Origin of the sequence: Sphingopyxis sp. KK2 (assembly GCF_001990265.1) — a bacterium.
Taxonomy (GTDB): domain Bacteria; phylum Pseudomonadota; class Alphaproteobacteria; order Sphingomonadales; family Sphingomonadaceae; genus Sphingopyxis.
Genome location: NZ_LYVN01000019.1, coordinates 14,854 through 34,154 on the forward strand (window position 1 = coordinate 14,854; position 19,301 = coordinate 34,154).

The following is a 19,301-nucleotide window of genomic DNA, read 5'->3' on the forward strand; positions in this document are numbered from 1 at the left end:
GTCGGCGTGGAACCATCCCCCACCCCCGACTCCTCGTCTCCGCCGGTTCGGCTCTCCCCGCTAGCGCAGGCGTTCGTCCTGCACTTCGGCGAGATGGGGAGCCGCTGGGGGATCAACCGCACCGTCGGACAGATTTATGCGATGCTGTTCCTCGCCGATGCGCCGCGCCATGCCGAGGAGATCAGCGAGGCGCTGGGGCTGTCGCGCGGCAGCGTGTCGATGGGGCTGAAAGAACTCGCAAGCTGGCGCCTCGTCCAGCTCAAGCACCTGCCCGGCGACCGGCGCGACTATTATGCGACGCCGCGCGACGTCTGGGCGATCTTCCGCACCTTGGTCGAGGAGCGCAAGAAGCGCGAGATCGACCCGACGTTGACGACGCTGCGTACCTTGCTGATGGAACCCGCGACCGACCCCGGCGACCGCTTCGCGCAGGAGCGCATCGCGGCGATGCACGAACAGATCGAGCTGCTCACCGACTGGTATGCCGAGATGGAGCGGGTCGACACCGAGCGGCTGCTCCAGCTTTTGCGGCTCGGCGAGCGTGTGGTAAAAGCGCTCGAGTTCAAGGACCGCATGCTCGGCCGCGGGAAAGGCCGGACGGAGGAACCGGACGATGGACGCTCTTGACCCGCTGATCCTCGCGCGCATCCAGTTTGCGGCGAACATCAGCTTTCACATCCTTTTCCCGACGATCACCATCGCGCTCGGCTGGGCGCTGCTCGGCTTCAAGCTCGCGTACAACCGCACGAAAGATGTCGCGTGGATGGATGCCTATCGCCTGTGGGTGAAGGTGTTCGCGCTGAGCTTTGCGATGGGCGTCGTCTCCGGCATCACGATGAGTTTCCAGTTCGGCACCAACTGGCCGGGCTATATGGAAAAGGTCGGCAATGTCGCGGGGCCCTTGCTCGCCTATGAGGTGCTCACCGCCTTCTTCCTCGAGGCGGTGTTCCTGGGGATCATGCTGTTCGGGTTCAGCCGCGTGCCCAATTGGGTGCACACGCTCGCGACCTGCCTCGTCGCCGGGGGCACGACCTTGTCGGCCTTCTGGATCATCGCGCTCAACAGCTGGATGCAGACTCCTGTCGGCTATGAGATCCGCGACGGCATCGTCCATGCGACCGACTGGTGGGCGATCGTCTTCAACCCGTCGATGCCGTATCGGCTGACGCATATGCTGCTCGCCTCGGCGCTCACCGTATCCTTCCTGATCGCCGGAATGAGCGCCTGGCGCTGGCTGAAGGACGGCGGCGGCGAAGGCGTGCGGCGCACATTGAAAGCCGCCGTCTATGCCGCCGCGCTGCTGATCCCGGTGCAGATTTTCGTCGGCGACATGCACGGGCTCAACACGCTCGAGCATCAGCCGCAGAAGGTCGCGGCGATGGAGGCCAATTGGGAGACGCAGCCGCACACCCCGCTGATCCTGTTCGCGATCCCCGACGAAAAGGCGCGCACCAACCATCTGGAAGTTGCCGTCCCGTCGGGCGCGAGCCTGATATTGAAGCATGAGGCGGCGGGCGTCGTGCCGGGGCTCAACGATTATCGGGGCAATCATCCGCCGGTCGCGCCCTTGTTCTGGGGGTTCCGGATCATGGTCGGGCTGGGCGTGCTGATGCTCGCAATCTCGTGGTTCGGCGCGTTCACGATCTGGCGGCGCGGGATCGACAGCTTGCCGCGCTGGTATGCGCGCGCGCTCGTCGCGATGACCTTTGCCGGCTGGGTCGCGACGCTTGCGGGCTGGTATGTCACCGAGATCGGGCGCCAGCCGTGGCTGGTCACCGGGGTGCTCAAGACCGCCGACGCGGTCGGCCCGGTCGGAAGCATGATGGTCGCAAGTTCGCTGACGCTCTATCTCGCGGTCTATGCGGTGCTGCTCGCCGCCTATATCGCGGTGCTCTATCGCCTCGCGCGGCTCGGCAAGGCGGCCCCCGACGACAAGGCGATGTTCCCGATCCCCGGCGCGGCGCCCGGCCCCGCCGCACCGCTCGAAGAGGGGGTGACGCCATGACGCCGTTCATCGATCCGTGGTGGCTGCCGGTGATTTTCGCCGGGCTGATGGGGCTGTCGATCCTGCTCTATGTCGTCCTCGACGGCTATGACCTGGGGGTCGGCATGCTGACGCGGCTCGAGAAGGACGCGAATCGCGACCTGATGGTCGCGTCGATCGGCCCCTTCTGGGACGCGAACGAGACCTGGCTGGTGCTCGGCATCGGACTGCTGCTCGTCGCCTTTCCGGTCGCGCACGGGCTGATCCTGACGCAGCTTTACCTGCCCGTCGTGCTGATGCTCGTCGCGCTGATCCTGCGCGGGGTGAGCTTCGAATTTCGCGCCAAGGCACCGCCCGAGCAGAAGCATCGCTGGGACGCCGCCTTTTTCTATGGCTCGCTGATCACCGCGCTGTGCCAGGGCTATATGCTCGGCGCCTATGTGCTGGGGTTCGATCAGAGCCTGTCGTCGATACTCTTCTGCCTGCTCGCCGCCTTGGGCCTCGTCGCGGGCTATCTGTTCGTCGGGGCGTGCTGGCTGGTCTACAAGGTCGAGGGCGATTTGCAGAAGCGCGCGGTGCGCTGGGCCGAAGTGACCTTGTGGCTGACCGCGCTGGCGATGGCGATCATCTCGATCGCGACGCCCTTGCTGTCCGAGCGTATTTTCGCCCGCTGGTTCCGCCTGCCAGAAATCATCGCGCTGTTGCCGATCCCGATCGCCTCGGCGACCTTGTTCGCGGGGCTCGCGATCTTCCTGCGGCGGCCGCTGCGCGAAAAGGATGAATTGTCATGGGTGCCGCTGGCGACCGCAGGCATCTTGTTCGCGCTGGGGTTCGTAGGGATCGCGTACAGCTTTTACCCCTATCTGATCGCCGACCGGCTCGACATCTGGCAGGCGGCGGCCAGCCCCGAATCGCTGAGCATCATCCTGATCGGCGCGCTGTTCGTGCTGCCGGTGATTCTGGGATATTCGGTGCTGGCGCATTGGATTTTTAGGGGGAAGGCGACGCATTTGAGTTATGAGTGAGGGCGCTGATGTCGGCTTTGGGGTGGTTAGCGGACGCGCCCTAGCTGCAATCAATGCCGCGAAGTCGGAGTGCGCCGCATACGCGGTCTAGCACCCCTTCATTATCGGATTCGGCAACGAAATATTGTCCGGCTTCGTAAGCGGTCAGCCCCGAAGGCAGCGCGAATACGACATCCGCAATATTTTTGACCGTGCCATCGAGATAGTATCCGTAAGCTTCGCGGCCATCATGCTTCCGTTCCCAAATTGCTGGGCTTTCATTGATCCAAGCTTGGAAGCGCTTGCGTAGACGCTCAAGTGCAGGAAATTCCTTCGATTTATAAATGAAGTGGACCTCGCCCACGGTCCAAAGTGCGCCTCGCCGAACCTTCGGGAAGAAGATCGAAACAATCGGTGATCTTGAAGGGTCGAAGCTCCCATCGGCGTTTTGAGCCAACGCGCCGAACTGGCAATAATGCAGCAGCACTCGCACCTCGTTCGAATGTTTTTCTGCCGTTTCGGTCTGAGACCGAAACCAGTCCAACACACCGTGATCGTTGGGGGCTGATAGAAAATAATATGTGGCTGCCATTTAACGCTGCTTATCACGCGGCGAGATGTCCGCAATCGGTCGGTTTCCAGACCTTCGTCATGCCGGACCTGATCCGGCATCCATAGCGGCGCCGAAGTCATGGACCCCGGATCAAGTCCGGGGTGACGATGGGGGATGTGTCGTCAGGCACGGCGACGATGCCGCGTGATAGTCGGCGCCCCAGCGGCGGTAGCCGGCGGTGTCGATGTGGAAGCGCGTGATCGTGTAGATGCCGAGGCCGACGTCGAAGCGCGCGCCGGTGCGGGCATGGAGCGGGCAGAGCTTCGCTATGAGTTCGGCGCGCGACAGCGGTTCGACCGGGGTCAAGTCGAGCGCGGCGAAGCGGAGGTGCCGGCTCGCCTTTGCGCCCTTGAAACATGCATTGGCGACGGGGTCGCGGTAGCCCGAGACGACACGCACCGGGCCGGTGACCGGGACCAGTTCGTCGCGGATATAGCGCAGCGTCGGCACCATCGCGGGCCAGAGGCTGCGCGGCGGGACGGCGAAGGGCTGGCCCGCCTTGCACGTCCGCCAGCGCGCGTCGCTGCGCAAGATGTCGGCGAGCGGGAGGATGTCGGCGACGCCTTCCTGCGTCAGATAGGCCTCGATCGCCGCGACATCGTCCTTCGCCGCGCCGAGGCGCCAAGCGGCGAAGAGGTCGGCGTCGCGCTGCGGCGCGACTTGTACGATCGGGGCGACCGATCGGGCGAGCAGCAGCCAGACGGCACCGCCCGCGAGGGCGAGGAGCAGCGCGGCGACGAGCGCGCGCTTCACAGCATCGCGACCAGTCGTTCGACCTCCTGCCCCGCAGCCCGCGCGGCGCGGAGGAGGTTCGCCTGGAAATCGCCGCCGCTCGCGTCATTGGCATCGTCGGTCACCGCCTTGATCGCGGCCCAAGGCTTGCCGAGACGCGCCGCGACCTGCGCGACCGCGCCGACCTCCATATCGACGAGGGTGGCGCCGAGATTGGCCTTGAGGTCGGCGGCGGCATCCGGGCAGGCGATAAAGCTGTCGCCGCTGGCGATGCGCGCGTGCGGCAGGCCGAGGCCTGGGTCGGGCATCGCGGCGAAATGCGCACCAGACGCTTCTTGGCCGACCTCGCCCATCGGCCAGTCGCCGGCGCGGTAGCGGCGGAAAAGGCCGGGTTCGTTCGCGCCATAATCATGCTGCACCGCCTCGGCGAGCCAATAGGCACGCCCCGGCTCGGCGCCGAGCGCGCCGCAGGTTCCCGACATGAGGAGCAGGTCGGCGTCGGCCGCAAGGAGGCCGGCGGCGAGCGCGGCGTTGACCTTGCCCAGCCCGCAGGTGGCAATGGCGATCGCATGGCCGTGCGCGGTGAGGCGGCGGACGGGGAAGGCGCCATGGATCGGGGTGCTGGTGCCGGGGAAGAGGGCGTCGGCCTCTTCGGCGAGGGCGGCGAGGATGAGGAGGTTCATGGGGCGTTATCTAACTCCCTCTCCGTTTGTGTCGAGCGAAGTCGAGACACGGTGGCGCGGCGCTGGGCGTCCCTCGACTTCGCTCGGGACGAGCGGGCCTATTACTCCTCCCTGTCGCGAAGCGATGGGGAGGTGGCAGCGCGGAGCGCTGACGGAGGGGCAATGACGCAGCGTCGCGGCCCCTCCACCATCGCCTGCGGCGACGGTCCCCCTCCCCATGGCTTCGCCACAGGGAGGATCTTTGGCGGCTTGCCAAGCACCGCTTCCCCCGCCATCGCCTTTCCATGCTCTCCCGCATCTTTCCCGATCGCTTCGTTCCGCTCCTTCTCGCGACGATATTGCTTGCCAGCCTCCTCCCCGTGCGGGGCGCGATGGTGCCCGTCGCGCAGGGGATTTCGACCGCGGCGATCGTCTTTCTTTTCTTTCTCAACGGGGTGCGGCTGCCGCGGGGCGAAGTGCTGCACGGCATCCGCAACTGGAAGTTGCAGGGCGGCGCGCTCGCTTTCTGTTTCGGGTTCATGGCCTTGTTCGGGCTCGGCGCGCAGGCGGCGACCGCGGCCTTCCTGCCCACGACGCTGGCGCTGGGTTTCCTGTTCCTCGGCATCCTGCCCTCGACGGTCCAGTCGGCGACCGCGGCGAGTGGACTCGCGGGCGGCAATGTCGCGGCGAGCGTCGTCGCGGCGGCGCTGCTCAACCTGATCGGGGTCGCGGCCTCGCCCCTGCTCTTCGCCGCGCTCGCGGGGAGCGCGGGCGAGATCCATGGCGAGGCGGTGCTGCGCATCGTCGCGATATTGCTGCTGCCCTTTATCGCCGGACAGCTGGTCCAGCGCTGGCTGCGCCCGTGGGTGCTTGCGCACAAGGGGCTGGCGACGGTGATGGACCGTAGCGCGATCGCGATCGCGGTCTATGTCGCCTTTTCGGCCGCGGTCGTCGCGGGGATCTGGCAATGGCTCGACGCGCGCGAGATCGCCATCGTCCTTGCCGTCGTCGGCGTGCTGCTGGCGCTCGCATTCGGCGGGGCGTGGGGGTTCGGCGCGCTGCTGAAGCTGGCGCGCGCCGACCGGATCACCCTGCTCTTTTCGGGCGCACAGAAAAGCATCGCGGTCGGCGCGCCGCTCGCCGCGACGCTGTTTCCGCCCGCGGTCGCGGGCATGGTGCTGGTGCCGATCCTTGTCTATCATATGGCGCAGCTGATCCTGTCGGCCTGGCTCGCGCCGGTGCTGAACGGGGCAGATCGAGTGTGATGCTTGAATAACACAGTGCCGCATGCCATATAGGTATCGGCACGGGGCCCGGAAGGAAGACGAATGAGCGAAGTGACCGCAACCGCGACGGCGACCGACGAACTGAAGCTGACCCCGCCCGATCCCGTACCCGTGGTGTCGCCCGAAAAGGCCGCGGGCCTCGTCTCGCTGTCGACCGAGCAGAAATCGAAGCTCGAGGAACGCGTCGACGGTTTCATCGACGACCTCGTCGCGCAGGACGAGAACAGCCCCGAATTCGGCCAGCGCATCGACCAGATCACCAATATGGGCCGCAAGGAAATGCTCGAGGCGGCGAACCAGTCGAACCGCTTCCTCGACCGGCCGGTGAAGGCGATGGACCGCGACAGCGACATCGGCATGAACCTGATCGAGCTGCGCAACACCGTCGAGCGGCTCGACCCGTCGGCGAACGGGAAACTGCTGTCGAAGCGCGGTTTCCTCGACAAGATTTTCGGGAGCAGCGTCACCAATTATTTCGCGCAATATCGCAGCGCGCAGTCGCATATCAGCGGCGTGCTCACCGCCTTGTCGAACGGCAAGGACGAGTTGCTGATGGACAATGCGGCGATCGACGTCGAGCGCCGCAAGCTGTGGGAGGCGATGGGCAAGCTCGAGCAGATGATCCATATCGCGCAGACGCTCGACCGGCGGCTCGAGGACAAGGCGATCGAACTCGACGGCACCAATCCCGCCAAGGCGAAGGTGCTGCGCGAGAATGCGCTCTTCTATGCGCGGCAGCGGACGCAGGACCTGCTCACGCAGATGGCGGTGACGGTGCAGGGCTATCTCGCGCTCGACCTCGTCAAGAAGAACAATATCGAGCTGGTGAAGGGGGTCGACCGCGCCTCGACCACCACCGTCGGCGCGCTCAAGACCGCGATCACCGTCGCGCAGGCGATGACCAACCAGAAGCTGGTGCTCGAACAGATCACCGCGCTCAACACGACGACCGCGAACATCATCGACGGCACGTCGAAGATGCTCAAGGACAATACCGCGCGCATCCACGAACAGGCCGCGTCGAGCACGATCCCGATGGAGACGCTGAGCCGCGCGTTCCAGAATATCTATGACACGATGGACGCGATCGACACCTTCAAGCTGAAGGCGCTCGACAGCATGAAGACCACGGTCCAGTCGCTCGAGGGCGAGGTCGCGAAGTCGAAGGGCTATATCGCGCGCGCCGAGGGTGCGAGCCAGGCGCAGGCGAGCGTCGGCGGCGCCGACAGCCCGCTCGCCTCGCTCGAAGCATGACGACGATGACGATGAGCGAGGTCGACAAGATCAGCGCGCTGGGCAATGCCGCGATCGAACGATCGCGCGAACGGCGGCGCCCGATCGGGACTAAGAGCGTCGCGCTGCGCCGCCAGCATCTTTACAGGAAGCTCGGCCGGATGCTGATCGCGGGCGGCGTGGTGCTGCTCGGCGCCGCGGTGTTCGGGCTGCTGATCCAGCCGCTCGGCTTCGTCGGGCTGCTCGCGCTGCTCGTGCTGCTGGTCGGGGTCGCGGTGCTGTTCGGGCGCTCGCCCTTCCCCGAGCCGCAGCAGGCCGATTTGCCCAAGACCGACCTCAAGCAGCTCGCGGGGCGGACCGAAATCTGGCTCGAGGCGCAGCGCCCCGCGCTGCCCGCGCCGGCGCGCCAGCTGGTCGACGGGATCGGGGTACAGCTCGACCTGCTCGCGCCGCAGCTCCAGACGCTCGACGCGTCGAGCCCCGCCGCGGCGAATATCCGCAAGCTCGTCGGCGAGGATCTGCCCGAGCTGGTCGCCGGCTATCAGCGCATCCCCGCGGGGCTGCGCGGCGAGGCGCATGCCGGGCGCACCCCCGACGAGACGCTCGTCGGCGGGCTGAAAACGCTCGAGAGCGAGATCGGCCATGCCGCACGCAGCCTCGCGGCGGGCGAGCTCGACAAGCTGGCGACGCGCGAGCGTTACCTGCAGCTCAAATATCAGGGGCTGGACGGCGTCGACAGCTGACGCCAGAACAGCGCGATGTTCGACCAGCTGCTTGCTTCCGAAAATGTGATCTTCAGCGCCGCGCTACTGCTGATGCTGCTGATCGGCGCGGTGCAGGCGCTCGGCATCGTCGGCGATGTCGATGGCGACGTGGGCGGGCATGACGGCGACGCCGGCGCGGCCGAGGCGCTGCTCGCCTGGGCCGGGATCGGGCGCGTGCCGCTGCTGATGTGGCTCGTCGTCTTCCTCGCGCTGTTCGGCACGCTGGGGCTGGGATTGCAGCAATTGGTGACGGCGCTGACCGGCGGCCCGGCGACGAGCCTGCTCGCCGCGCCGGTCGCCGCGGTCGCCGCCTTGCCCCCGACCGGCGCCGCGTCGCGGGTGATCGCGCGGGTGTTCCCGAGCATCGAGACCACCGCGATCGACCGCGACGAACTGATCGGCACGCGCGCGACGATCACGATCGGCACCGCGACGCCGGGCAATCCCGCGCCCGCCAAATGCATCGACCGCCACGGCCATCCGCACCAGATCATGGTCGAGCCCGACAGCGCCGACCAGACGTTCCAGACCGGCGAGACGATCCTGCTGGTCAAGCGCGAAGGCGAAATATTCAAAGGCTTTTCAAACGGCGATTTCTATTTACCCCGCCTAGACTGACCCTAATATCGATGCGGGCGGCTTTCCAAAACCGGAAGCCGAATCGCAGAAACAGGGCAGTTTAATCCATGATTGAAATCGCGATTTACGCCGGAGTCGGCTTGGCCGTCCTCCTGATACTCGGTCTGATCATCACGCGGCTGTATCGCCGCGCGACGAAAGAAATCGCTTTTGTCCGCACCGGCTTTCGCGGCGAGCGCGTGATCATGAACGGCGGCGCGCTGGTGCTGCCGGTGCTCCACGAAACCATGCCGGTGAACATGAACACGGTGCGGCTGGCGGTCGAACGCAAGAATGTCGACGCGCTGATCACGCTCGACCGCCTGCGCATCGACGTGAAGGCCGAATTTTACGTGCGTGTCCGGCCCGACGCGGGCGCGATCGGGATGGCGGCGCAGACCCTGGGCCTGCGCACGATGAACCCCGAGGCGCTGAAGGATCTGGTCGAGGGCAAGTTCGTCGACGCGCTGCGGTCGGTCGCGGCGGGCATGACGATGAACCAGCTGCACGAACAGCGCGCCGATTTCGTCCAGAAGGTGCAGCAGGTCAGCTCGAACGATTTGTCGATGAACGGGCTAGAGCTCGAATCGGTGTCGCTGACCGGGCTCGACCAGACCTCGATCGAGCATTTCAACGCCAACAACGCCTTCGACGCCGAGGGCCTGACCAAGCTGACCGAGCAGATCGAGCTGCGCAAGAAGGCGCGCAACGACATCGAACAGGACACCCGCGTCCAGATCGAGACCAAGAATCTGGAGGCCGACCAGCGCAGTTTCCAGATTTCGCGCGACAATGAATTCGCGCGGCTGGAGCAGGAACGCGAGGTCGAGATGCGCCGCGCCGCCCAGGCGGCCGAAATCGCGCGCGAACAGGCACAGCGCAACCAGGAGGCCGAGGGCGCGCGCATCCAGGCCAAGCAGCTGGTCGACGCCAAGCAGATCGAGGCCGATCGTGCGATCGAGGAAGCGCGCATCGCGCAGGAACAGGCGATCGAACTGGCGCGGCAGGAACAGCAGATCCTGATCCAGAACAAGAGCCGCGAGGAAAGCCAGGCGCGCGGCGAGGCCGACGAGGCGCGCGCCGTCGCGGTCGCCGCCGAGGAACAGGTGGCAACCGCACGCGAGACCGAGATCGCCGAGCGATCGAAGCGCATCGAACTGATCGAAGCGGCCAAGGAAGCCGAGCGGCAGGCGATTTCGGTCAAGGTGCAGGCCGAGGCGGAGAAAGAGGCGGCATCGAACCGCGCCGCCGCGCTGCGCTTCGAAGCCGAGGGCGAGGCCGACGCCGAGAAACTGCGCGCCGAGGCCGCACGCGTCCGATTCGAGGTCGAGGCGGCGGGCCAGCGCGCGATCAACGAAGCGGCGAATATCCTGTCGTCGAACCAGATTTCGCTGCAGACCAAGATGGCGCTGCTGAAGGTGCTGCCCGAGGTGGTGCGCGAGGCGGCGAAGCCGATGGAGGCGATCGATTCGATCAAGATCGTTCAGGTCGACGGCATCACGCAGAATGGTGGCGGCGCGGCGGGCGGCGGCGGATCGGTCGACGGCGGCAACCTCGCCAGCAATGCGGTCGCGGCGGCGCTGTCGTATCGCGCGCAGGCGCCGGTGATCGACGGGCTGATGAAGGAGCTGGGCTTCGACGGCGGGTCGCTCGACGCGCTGATCGGCGGCGCGACTGCCGAAGCGGCGCCTGCCACTGCGGCTGCCCCGGCGCCGCGGAGCAACCGCAAGCCGCGCCCGGCCGCGACCGAGGCGGTCGAAACCGACGACGACGAAAGCTGATCTTTCCGGGCTTTCCAATCCCCGCTGCCTGACTTAGCGTCGCGCAGCGGGGGCAACATGACGACAGCGATCAGCGAGATTGACGAAGAGGCGCGCTACCGCGCCTTCTTCAGCTACGCCCGCGCCGACGGCAAGCTCGCCGCCAAGCTTCATCGCTTCCTCGACAGTTACAAGGTGCCCAAGGCGCTGCAGGGCATGGCGGGCAAGCGCGGGCCGGTGCCCGCGACGCTGCATCCGATCTTTCACGACCGCGAGGATCTGGCGGGCGGCGGCGAGCTCGGCGACCGGCTGCGCGCCGCGCTCGAATCGAGCGAGGCGCTGATCGTACTATGTACCCCCAATTCGGCGCGGAGCCATTGGGTCGACGAGGAAGTGCGGCTGTTCCGCGCGAAGAACGGCAATGACGCGATCTTTCCCGTCATCGGCGACGGCGACCCCGACAGCGACGACCCCGAGGTCCAGTGCATGCCGCCGGCGCTCCGCGAGACGTCGGTGCTCGCCGCCGACCTGCGCGATATCCGCAAGGAGACGGGGCACATCATCGGCGACGGCGCGGCGGGCGGACGGCAGAAATTGCTCGCCGGGCTGCTCGGGCTCGACCTCGACCAGTTGCGCCGGCGCGAGGATGCGCGGCGGCGGCGGCAGATGATCGCGATGGCGGGGGCGCTGATATTGTTCGTCGCGCTGGCCGGCGTCGCGACCGCGCTGGGTTTCGCGGCCCGAAGCAGCGCGCGCGAGGCCGAACGGCAGCGCGTCATCGCCGAGGCGCAAGCGGTCCGCGCGCAAAAGGGCGAGGCGCTGGCGCGGCAACGCGCCGAGGCCGAGGCACTCGCGCGGTCGCGCGAGAGCGCCGCGCGCCAGCTCGCCGACGAGCAGCGCAAGCTGGCCGAGCAGCAACGTGCGCTCGCGCTCGCCAATGCCGCCGAGGCGCAGCGCCAGGCGGGGATCGCGCGCAGCAACGCGACGCGCGCCGAGGCGCAATATGCGCGCGCGCAGGAGGCGCTCGCCGACAGCTTCGCGCAGCGCGGGCTGGCCGCCGCCGATGCGGGACGAAACGACCTCGCGCTGCGCTACGCGCTCGCGGGGGCGCAGATTTCGCCCGCAAGCACGGGACGCCAGCGCGTGCTGCTGGCGCGGCTGACCAGCGCCCCGACGCAGCGCACGATGCTGACCATCGACACCAATTCGATCAGCTTCCTCGCGATGAGTCCCGACGGGACGCGCGTGATGACATCGGGGCTCGACAAGGTTGCGCGGCTGTTCGACGCGGCGAGCGGCGAGCGCATCGCGCTGACCGGCGGCGCGATGAAGGGGCAGACCGGATCGCGGCCGCCCAACACGCGCGGGATGAACGCCGACCCGACCATCGGCGGCACCAAGCTGACCAACAATTGGTTCAACGCCGATTCAACGCGCTTCCTGATGACACTGGCCGATGGCAGTTTCGAGCTGCGCAATGCGCAGACGGGGTCGGCGGTGACCAAGATCGGCGGGCATCGCGGCGCGGTGCTGTCGGGCAGCTTCAACCCCGACGGCGACCGGGTGCTGACGGGCTCGCTCGACGACACGGCGCGCATCTGGTCCCTGGCGACGCGCAAGGAGATCGAGGCGGCGCGGATCGCGGTGCCGAGGCTGCGATCGGCGGCGTGGGCGGCCGACGGCGAGGGCGTCGTGACCATGTCGCTCGACCAGGGACTGCAATTATGGCGCGGCGGCCGCGTGGTCGCGACGCTGCCGCCGCGCGACGCGAACAAGGGCGCGCTGGCGATCACCGCCGACGGGACACAGGCGATCGAGATCGACGAGGCCGGGGTGATCCGCCTGTCGCGGATGGGCGATGGCGAGACCGAGGTGAAGCTGGAGACGCGCGACGTCGCGCGCGGCGCCTTTGCGATCAGCGCCGATTCGCGCTTCGTCGCGGTCGGGCGCACCGACGGCCATGTCGTGGTGTGGGACATATCGTCGCGCCAGCCGGTCGCCGATTTCGCGGCACATGGCGCGGCGATCTCGGCGCTGAGCCTGAGCCCCGACAATCGCCAGCTCGCGACCGCGACCAATGGCGGCGAGGTGCACCTGTGGGATCTGCTGCCGCTGTTCGCGCCGTTCGACGTGCTGGCGGACGCCGCGTGCCGGAAGCTGGGGTCCGACGCGCGGGCGTTCAGCAGCGACGAACGCGCGGGCGATCCGCTGATCGGGGCGGTTTGGGGGGCGAAGGCGGTTTGCCGATAGCAGCCGCCCCCCGGAACGGGGAGGCTGCTATGCGCGCAGCCTCTGCGTGCCGCCGAACCAGAGCAGCAGGATCAGCAGCAGCGGCGGCGCGACACCCCATTGGGCGGGCCCGGCGAGCGGAGCGAGCATGGGGGTGCCCGAGAGCAGCCAGAGGCCGGCGAGCAGCGCCATCACGGCCAACGTCTCAAAGGCGAAGCTGGTCCAGAAGCGCGATCGGGCGCGGGCATAGGCCGCCTGCGCATCGATCGCACGGTCGACCTGCACCGCAAAGGTGCGGTCGCCGGCACGCGCCGGCGGCGCAAGCATCGAAGCCAGCATGGCGTCCATCGCGCTGTCGTCCGAGCCGGTCATGCCGCGCCTCCTTCGCCGATCAGTTTCTGCGCCTTTGCCCGGCCGCGCAAGACCAGAGATTTGAGCGTGCCGAGCGGCACGCCCATGATCTCGGCGGCCTCGCCATGCGACCAGCCATGGCCGAAACAGAGGGTGAGCGCGGCGCGTTCCTGTGCCGACAGGCCCGCGAGCAACCGGTCGGCGTCGATCGCGGCGTCGGTCGCACCATGCGGGTTGCTGCTGGTAACGCCATCCTCGTCCTGCGCAGCGAGAGATTCGCGGCGCTTCGCGGTGCGGCGCTGGTCGAGGAAGAGGCGCCAGCCGATCCCCATGACCCACGCTGCATAGCTGCCCTGCCCCCGATAATCGCCGGCGCGGCGCCAGGCGCGGACGAACGCCTCCTGCGCGAGGTCGTCGCCGTCGGCGTCGCTGCCCGCAGCGCGCGACAGGAAGGCGCGCAATCGCCCCTCGTGCCGCAGCACGAGGAGCTGGAAAGCGGCGCGGTCCCCCCCGGCGACGCGCTGGTTGAGGGCAAAGTCCTCATCGGCCACGCTTTCATCCGAGGTCCGCGGCGCGTTCCTCGGCGGCCGCGGCGCGCGCCATGCGGCGGCGGACCAGCAGTGCGATGCCGACGAAGGCGGGGAAGAGCGCGGCGCCGGCGGCCTCGCGAATCATCTGCTCCTCGCCCTGGATCAGCCCGAAGCCGGCCATGGCGAGACCGATCGCGAGCAGGACGAGGCCGTTGCGATCCTCGTTGCTGGTGCCGGTGCCGGTGCCGCCGAACTTCCACGTGCCGAGATGCTCATAGGGTTTGTTGAGCTTTTCGATCAGCGGGTTGACCGACTCCGACTTGGCGTCGAGCGCGCGACGGATCGAGCGGTGCATCATCCACGCATGGAGCAGCCGTGACAGCAGGAAGAAGCCGACCACGAACAGCGCGACCATCGTGATATTTTCCATCAGGCGGAAAAAGCTGTCGCTGACCGCGACGAATTCGGTGGTCGGCGGCGGCGGCGGCATGAAGCGCGCGATTTCGCCTGGGTCGATCTGCGCGGCGACGTCGGACGCGCTGATCACCTGCGCGGGGATCGTTTGCGCGGGCACCGCGACCGCGGCGGCAGGCGCCGTCGCCGTCGGGATCGCCGCGGTGGCATTGGCCAAAATCTGGAACATCATTTCCCTCCCTGCATGCCCGGGGCATGGTGAAACCACAGGCGGCGACCGCGGGCAAGGCCGGTCGGGCGGGGGCGCCCCGGGGAGAGCGGATGCCGCCGACGGACCGCTTCGCGGCCGCCGCAAGAACCGGCTTTTCGGGCCGGTCAGGGAGTAGACGGTACGGGGTGCCGGTTTGGATGCGAGGGGCGGAAGAAAAAATATTCGCGCCGCGTCAGCGCGCGTCCCACCGCCCGCCGAGCGCGCGGAAGAGGTCGACCTGCGCGTCGGCGATCCTCGCATCCGCCAGCGCAAGCGCGCCCTCGGCCTCGGCGAAGGTGCGTTCGGCGTCGAGCGCGGCGAGGCCGTCGATCGCGCCCTCGCGCTGCTGCGCGCGGGTGATCTTCACCGCGATCCCCGCTTCGTCGCGCGCCGACTGCAACGCGGTGCGGCGATCGAGCATATGCGCGTAGCCCGAAAGCGCGGTCTCGGTCTCCTCGAGCGCGCGGAGCACGGTGCCGTCGAAGGTCGCGAGCGCGGCCTGCGTGTCGGCCTCGGCGCCGTCGATGCGCGCGCGCGTGCCTTCCTGGTTGAGGAAATTCCAGCTGATCAGCGGACCGAGCAGCCAGCGCAGCGGGCCGCCGCCGAAGAGGTCGCCGAGGCCCGAACTGGTCTGGCCGACCGAGGCGCCGAGCGTGACCTTGGGATAAAGGTCGGCGGTCGCGACCCCGATGCGCGCGGTCGCGGCGGCGAGGCGGCGTTCGGCGGCCGCCACGTCGGGGCGGCGGGCGAGAAGCGCGGCGCCGTCGCCGACCGGAATCGGCTGGTCGAGGCGCAAGGTCGTCGTGCGCGCCGCCGCGATCGGCGGCAGGTCGGCGGGGGCGCGGCCGGTGAGCGTCGCGAGGCGAAAAAGCGCGGCGTCGCGCTCGGCGGCGATCGCGGGGATGTCGGCGGCGCGCTGGTTGCGCAAGGCGGCGACGCGCGCGGTGTCGAGCCGCGTCGTCAGCCCGACCTCGGCGCGGCGCGCGGTGAGCTTCACCGACTGGTCGAGCAGCGACACGATGCGTGTCGCGACCCCGAGGCGCTCGGCCGAGGAGGCCGCATCGGCATAGGCGCGCGCGGTTTCGGCGGCGACGGTGACGCGCACCGCGTCGGCGTCGGCCTCGGCAGCGGCGACGTCGCCGCGCGCGGCTTCGACGCCGCGGCTGACGCGGCCGAAGAGGTCGACCTCATACCCGACGGTGAGGCCGGCATCGACCTGCCACCCCTCGCGGTCGGCGCCCGCAGGCACCTGCCCTTCGCTGACGCGGCCGTAATTCGCGCCGGCGCTGAGGTTGGTGCTCGGCAAGCGGTCGCCGCGCACTTCGCGCAAGGACGCGCGCGCCTTGGCGATGCGCGCCACCGCGACGCGGACGTCGGTGTTCGCGGCGAGCGCGTCGGTCACCAGCCCGTCGAGCACGGGGTCGTTGTAGAGCCGCCACCAGTTGGCGTCGGCGGGCGCGGTGGTGGTGACCCCCGCTTTCGTCGAGAGGAAGGCACCGGCCGCGGCCTGCGGGGGCGCGGGCGGGGCATAGTCCGGCCCGACCGCGCAGGCGGCGAGGGTGAGCGCGGAGACGGTGGCGATGAGAAAATTGCGCATGGGCTTTCTCCTTATTCGGCGGGCTGGAGCACGGGATCGGCCGAGCCGCCGCGCTGCGCTCGGCGGGCGGCGAGGCGGTCGCCGAGCGTGCGGCAGACGACATAGAAGCTGGGCGTGTAGACGAGCCCGAAGAAGGTGACCCCGATCATCCCGTAGAAGACCGCGGTGCCGAGCGCCTGGCGCAGCTCGTAACCGGGACCCGAGGCCCAGACGAGCGGCGCGACGCCGAGGATGAAGGCGAAGCTGGTCATCAGGATCGGGCGGAGACGCGCGCGCGCCGCCGCGACCGCCGCCTCGACGATGCTCGCACCGCGTTCCTCGGCCTGCTTGGCGAATTCGACGATCAGGATCGCATTTTTCGCCGCGAGCGCGATCAGCACGATGAGCCCGATCTGGGTCAGGATATTGTTATCGAGACCGCGCAAATTCACCCCCGCCATCGCGGCGAGCAGGGTCATCGGCACGATCAGGATGATCGCGAGCGGCAGCGTCAGGCTTTCGAACTGCGCGGCGAGCACGAGGAAGACGAAGACCACCGACAGCGCGAAGATCAGCGCGGCGACATTGCCCGCCGCCTTCTGCTGGAAGGCGAGGTCGGTCCATTCGGCCGAGAAGCCCGCGGGCAGGTCTTCGGCCACCTTGTCCATCACCGAGATCGCCTGGCCGGTCGAGAAACCCGGCGCCGTCTCGCCATCGACCTCGACCGCAGGGAAGAGGTTGTAGCGGGTGACACGATAGGGGCCGGTCCGGTCGCTGAAGGTTGCAACCGCGCCGAGCGGCACCATCTCGCCGCTGTTCGACCGCGTCTTGAGCTGCGCGATGTCCGACGGATCGTCGCGCGAGGCGGCATCGGCCTGCGCGGTGACGCGGAAGGTGCGCCCGAGCAGGTTGAAGTCGTTGACATAGGCCGAGCCGAGATAGACCTGCAGCGCCTCGAACACGCGCGCCGGCGGGACCCCGAGCATGTCGGACTTGGCGCGGTCGATGTCGGCGTACACGCGCGGGGTCGCGGTGTTGTAGAGCGTGAAGACATTGGCGAGCTCGCGCTGCTGGTGCGCGGCGCCGATGAGCTGGCCGCCCGCCTGTTCGAGCGCCTGGTAACCGGCATCGCTGCGGTCCTGCACGATCATGCGGTAACCGCCGCCATTGCCGATGCCCTGGATCACCGGCGGCGGGATGACGAAGACGAAGGCGTCGTTCACGTCGGCGAGCGCCGCGCGCATGTCATTCTCGATATTCGCCTCGGTCCGGTCGGTGCCCGCGCGTTCGGCAAAGGGCTTGAAGGTGACATAGGCGGCGCCGGCGTTCGACGCCTGCGTGCCCGAGGCGCCGTCGAAGCCGGCGAACATCACCGCCGCCTCGGTGCCGGGCACGTCGAGCAGTTTCTTCACCACCTTCTTGAGCACTTCGTCGGTCTGCTGGATCGAGCTGCCCGGGGGAAGCTGGATCGCGGCGAGCGCATAGCCCTGGTCCTGCGCGGGGACGAAGCCCGCGGGGGTGGCCCAGAAGATCGCGGCGGTCGCTGCGATCAGTCCGCCATAGGTAATGAAGGCCTTGCGCGGCGCGGCGACGACGCGGCGCACGGTTGCGGCATACCAGTCGCTGAGCCGGTCGAAGCTGCGATTGAAACGGTTGCCCGCCTGCCAGGCGTAGCGCCGCCAGCCCGACGCGGGGGCTTCGGTCGCGCGCGGGCGCAGCAGCATCGCGGCGAGCGCGGGCGACAGGGTGAGCGAGAGGATCAGCGAGATCACGGTGGCGGTGGCGATCGTCACCGCGAACTGGCGATAGAATTCGCCGGTGATCCCGGTGAGGAAGGTCGTCGGCACGAACACCGCGCAGAGCACGAGCACGATCGCGACGAGCGCCCCCGACACCTCGTCCATCGAGGTGTGCGCGGCTTCGCGCGGGGACAGGCCATGCTCCATATTGCGTTCGACATTCTCGACGACGACGATCGCGTCGTCGACGACGATGCCGATCGCGAGCACCAGCCCGAACATCGACAGCGTGTTGAGCGAATAGCCGAGGCCTGCGAGCACCGCGAAGGTGCCGATCAGCGACACCGGTATGGCGATGACCGGGATGATCGCGGCGCGCCAGCTCTGCAGGAAGATCAGGATGACGAGGACGACGAGGACCATCGCCTCGAGCAGCGTCTTTTGCACCGCGGTCATCGATTCGCTGATGAATTCGGTGGGGTTCCAGATGATCCGGTATTCGAGCCCCTTGGGGAAGCTCTTCGACGCTTCGGCGAGCTCGGCCTTGATCCCTTCGGCGGCGGCGAGCGCGTTGGTGCCCGGCCGCTGGGTGATGCCCATGATGATCGAATCCTGGCCCGACAGATAGGCGTTCACGCCATAATCCTCGGCCCCCAGTTCGACGCGCGCGACGTCGCTGAGCCGCGTGATCGCGCCGTCGGGCGCGGTGCGCACGATGATGTTCGCGAACTCGCCCGCAGTCTTGAAACGGCCCTGCGTCTCGACGCTGAGCTGGTGCGCGGCGCCGGTGTCGAACGGCGGCTGGCCGACGGTGCCCGCGGCGACCTGGACATTCTGTTCGCGCAGCGCGGTGACGATGTCGCCCGCGGTGAGGTTCAGCGCGGCGGCGCGGCCGGGGTCGATCCACACGCGCATCGCATAGTCGCGCGCGCCGAAGACCTGGACGTCGCCGATGCCGTCGACGCGGGTCAGCCGGTCCTTGAGCTGGGTCAGCGCATAGTTGGAGACATAGCTGCGATCGAGCGAGCCGTCGGGCGACAGCACGTTGACCGCCATCAGCCACGAGGGCGAGGTCTTGCGCACGACGACGCCCTGTCGCCGCACTTCCTCGGGCAGGCTGGGTTCGGCGAGCGCGACGCGGTTCTGGACGAGCACCTGCGCGGTGTCGAGGTCGGTGCCGAGCTTGAAGGTGACGGTGATCGTCACCCGCCCGTCGCCGGTCGATTGCGACGACTGGTAGAGCATATTGTCGACGCCGTTGATCTGTTGCTCGATCGGCGCGGCGACGGTGTCGGCGACGGTCTCGGCCGAGGCACCGGGATAGTTGGTGCTGACCGTCACCGTCGGCGGGACCACCGCGGGGAATTGCGACACCGGCAGCCCGAAATAGGCGAAGGCGCCGACGATCGTGATGATGATCGCGATCACGCCCGCGAAGATCGGGCGGCGGATGAAGAAATGGCTGAGACGCATGGCGAGCCTCCTCGGCCCGCGAAGGGCCGGCAAGATAGAGCAAACGGGTTGAAGCGGTGCCGCGCCGGACGGGGCCGGCGCGG

Annotated in this window: 17 protein-coding genes; 9 read left to right on the top strand and 8 right to left on the bottom strand. The window is 68.2% G+C overall.

Going from position 1 to position 19,301, the window contains the following annotated elements; translation table 11 throughout:
* The first annotated feature begins 6 nt into the window (after positions 1 to 6).
* The 3 genes from B1A78_RS05205 to B1A78_RS05215 are packed head-to-tail and all read left to right on the top strand — an operon-like array spanning position 7 to position 3,009.
* Positions 7 to 627, top strand: coding sequence for a GbsR/MarR family transcriptional regulator (locus B1A78_RS05205; protein WP_218667945.1), 621 nt, complete (start codon positions 7 to 9; stop codon positions 625 to 627).
* A complete protein-coding gene (locus B1A78_RS05210; protein ID WP_077145939.1) occupies positions 614 to 2,005 on the top strand; it encodes a cytochrome ubiquinol oxidase subunit I in 1,392 nt (463 codons plus the stop codon). Before B1A78_RS05205 ends, B1A78_RS05210 begins: the two co-directional genes overlap by 14 nt.
* A complete protein-coding gene (locus B1A78_RS05215) occupies positions 2,002 to 3,009 on the top strand; it encodes a cytochrome d ubiquinol oxidase subunit II (RefSeq protein ID WP_077145940.1) in 1,008 nt (335 codons plus the stop codon). The genes B1A78_RS05210 and B1A78_RS05215 overlap by 4 nt, the downstream gene beginning before the upstream one ends.
* Positions 3,010 to 3,049: 40 nt before the next feature.
* Here the strand turns inward: B1A78_RS05215 and B1A78_RS22215 are convergent, their stop codons facing one another.
* From B1A78_RS22215 to B1A78_RS05230, 3 genes are all read right to left on the bottom strand, one after another.
* Entirely contained in the window at positions 3,050 to 3,580 is a 531-nt protein-coding gene (locus tag B1A78_RS22215) for a hypothetical protein (protein ID WP_144037694.1), read from the bottom strand.
* A gap of 111 nt (positions 3,581 to 3,691) precedes the next feature.
* The gene (locus B1A78_RS05225) at positions 3,692 to 4,354 is read right to left on the bottom strand and encodes a D-Ala-D-Ala carboxypeptidase family metallohydrolase (protein ID WP_077145942.1); all 663 of its coding nucleotides are present in this window, start codon (positions 4,352 to 4,354) and stop codon (positions 3,692 to 3,694) included.
* Positions 4,351 to 5,016 (bottom strand): purine phosphorylase, encoded by a 666-nt coding sequence (locus B1A78_RS05230; protein WP_077145943.1) that lies wholly within the window; start codon positions 5,014 to 5,016, stop codon positions 4,351 to 4,353. The genes B1A78_RS05225 and B1A78_RS05230 overlap by 4 nt, the downstream gene beginning before the upstream one ends.
* Positions 5,017 to 5,300: 284 nt before the next feature.
* Here B1A78_RS05230 and B1A78_RS05235 point away from each other — a divergent pair, with 284 nt between their 5' ends.
* From B1A78_RS05235 to B1A78_RS05260, 6 genes are all read left to right on the top strand, one after another.
* The gene (locus tag B1A78_RS05235; RefSeq protein ID WP_077145944.1) at positions 5,301 to 6,260 is read left to right on the top strand and encodes a bile acid:sodium symporter family protein; all 960 of its coding nucleotides are present in this window, start codon (positions 5,301 to 5,303) and stop codon (positions 6,258 to 6,260) included.
* Positions 6,261 to 6,323: 63 nt separating this feature from the next.
* Positions 6,324 to 7,535 (top strand): toxic anion resistance protein, encoded by a 1,212-nt coding sequence (locus tag B1A78_RS05240; RefSeq protein WP_077145945.1) that lies wholly within the window; start codon positions 6,324 to 6,326, stop codon positions 7,533 to 7,535.
* Positions 7,532 to 8,257 (top strand): hypothetical protein, encoded by a 726-nt coding sequence (locus B1A78_RS05245; protein WP_256837486.1) that lies wholly within the window; start codon positions 7,532 to 7,534, stop codon positions 8,255 to 8,257. The genes B1A78_RS05240 and B1A78_RS05245 overlap by 4 nt, the downstream gene beginning before the upstream one ends.
* 15 nt (positions 8,258 to 8,272) lie before the next feature.
* Positions 8,273 to 8,896, top strand: a complete 624-nt coding sequence (locus tag B1A78_RS05250; RefSeq protein ID WP_077145946.1) for an OB-fold-containig protein — start codon at positions 8,273 to 8,275, stop codon at positions 8,894 to 8,896.
* 68 nt (positions 8,897 to 8,964) lie between these two features.
* Positions 8,965 to 10,677: a flotillin family protein gene (locus tag B1A78_RS05255; RefSeq protein WP_083733854.1), complete on the top strand. Its 1,713-nt coding sequence runs from the start codon at positions 8,965 to 8,967 to the stop codon at positions 10,675 to 10,677.
* Positions 10,678 to 10,734: 57 nt separating this feature from the next.
* A complete protein-coding gene (locus B1A78_RS05260; RefSeq protein ID WP_077145947.1) occupies positions 10,735 to 12,906 on the top strand; it encodes a toll/interleukin-1 receptor domain-containing protein in 2,172 nt (723 codons plus the stop codon).
* Between the two features lie 27 nt (positions 12,907 to 12,933).
* Here the strand turns inward: B1A78_RS05260 and B1A78_RS05265 are convergent, their stop codons facing one another.
* From B1A78_RS05265 to B1A78_RS05285, 5 genes are all read right to left on the bottom strand, one after another.
* Entirely contained in the window at positions 12,934 to 13,257 is a 324-nt protein-coding gene (locus B1A78_RS05265) for a hypothetical protein (protein WP_077145948.1), read from the bottom strand.
* Positions 13,254 to 13,787, bottom strand: coding sequence for an RNA polymerase sigma factor (locus B1A78_RS05270; RefSeq protein WP_077145949.1), 534 nt, complete (start codon positions 13,785 to 13,787; stop codon positions 13,254 to 13,256). Before B1A78_RS05270 ends, B1A78_RS05265 begins: the two co-directional genes overlap by 4 nt.
* A gap of 4 nt (positions 13,788 to 13,791) precedes the next feature.
* Positions 13,792 to 14,409, bottom strand: coding sequence for a hypothetical protein (locus tag B1A78_RS05275; protein WP_077145950.1), 618 nt, complete (start codon positions 14,407 to 14,409; stop codon positions 13,792 to 13,794).
* Between the two features lie 214 nt (positions 14,410 to 14,623).
* Positions 14,624 to 16,027 carry an efflux transporter outer membrane subunit gene (locus B1A78_RS05280; RefSeq protein WP_077145951.1) on the bottom strand — a complete coding sequence of 468 codons (1,404 nt, stop codon included), beginning with the start codon at positions 16,025 to 16,027 and terminating at the stop codon, positions 14,624 to 14,626.
* A gap of 11 nt (positions 16,028 to 16,038) precedes the next feature.
* Positions 16,039 to 19,218: an efflux RND transporter permease subunit gene (locus tag B1A78_RS05285; protein ID WP_077145952.1), complete on the bottom strand. Its 3,180-nt coding sequence runs from the start codon at positions 19,216 to 19,218 to the stop codon at positions 16,039 to 16,041.
* Between the last annotated feature and the right edge of the window lie 83 nt (positions 19,219 to 19,301).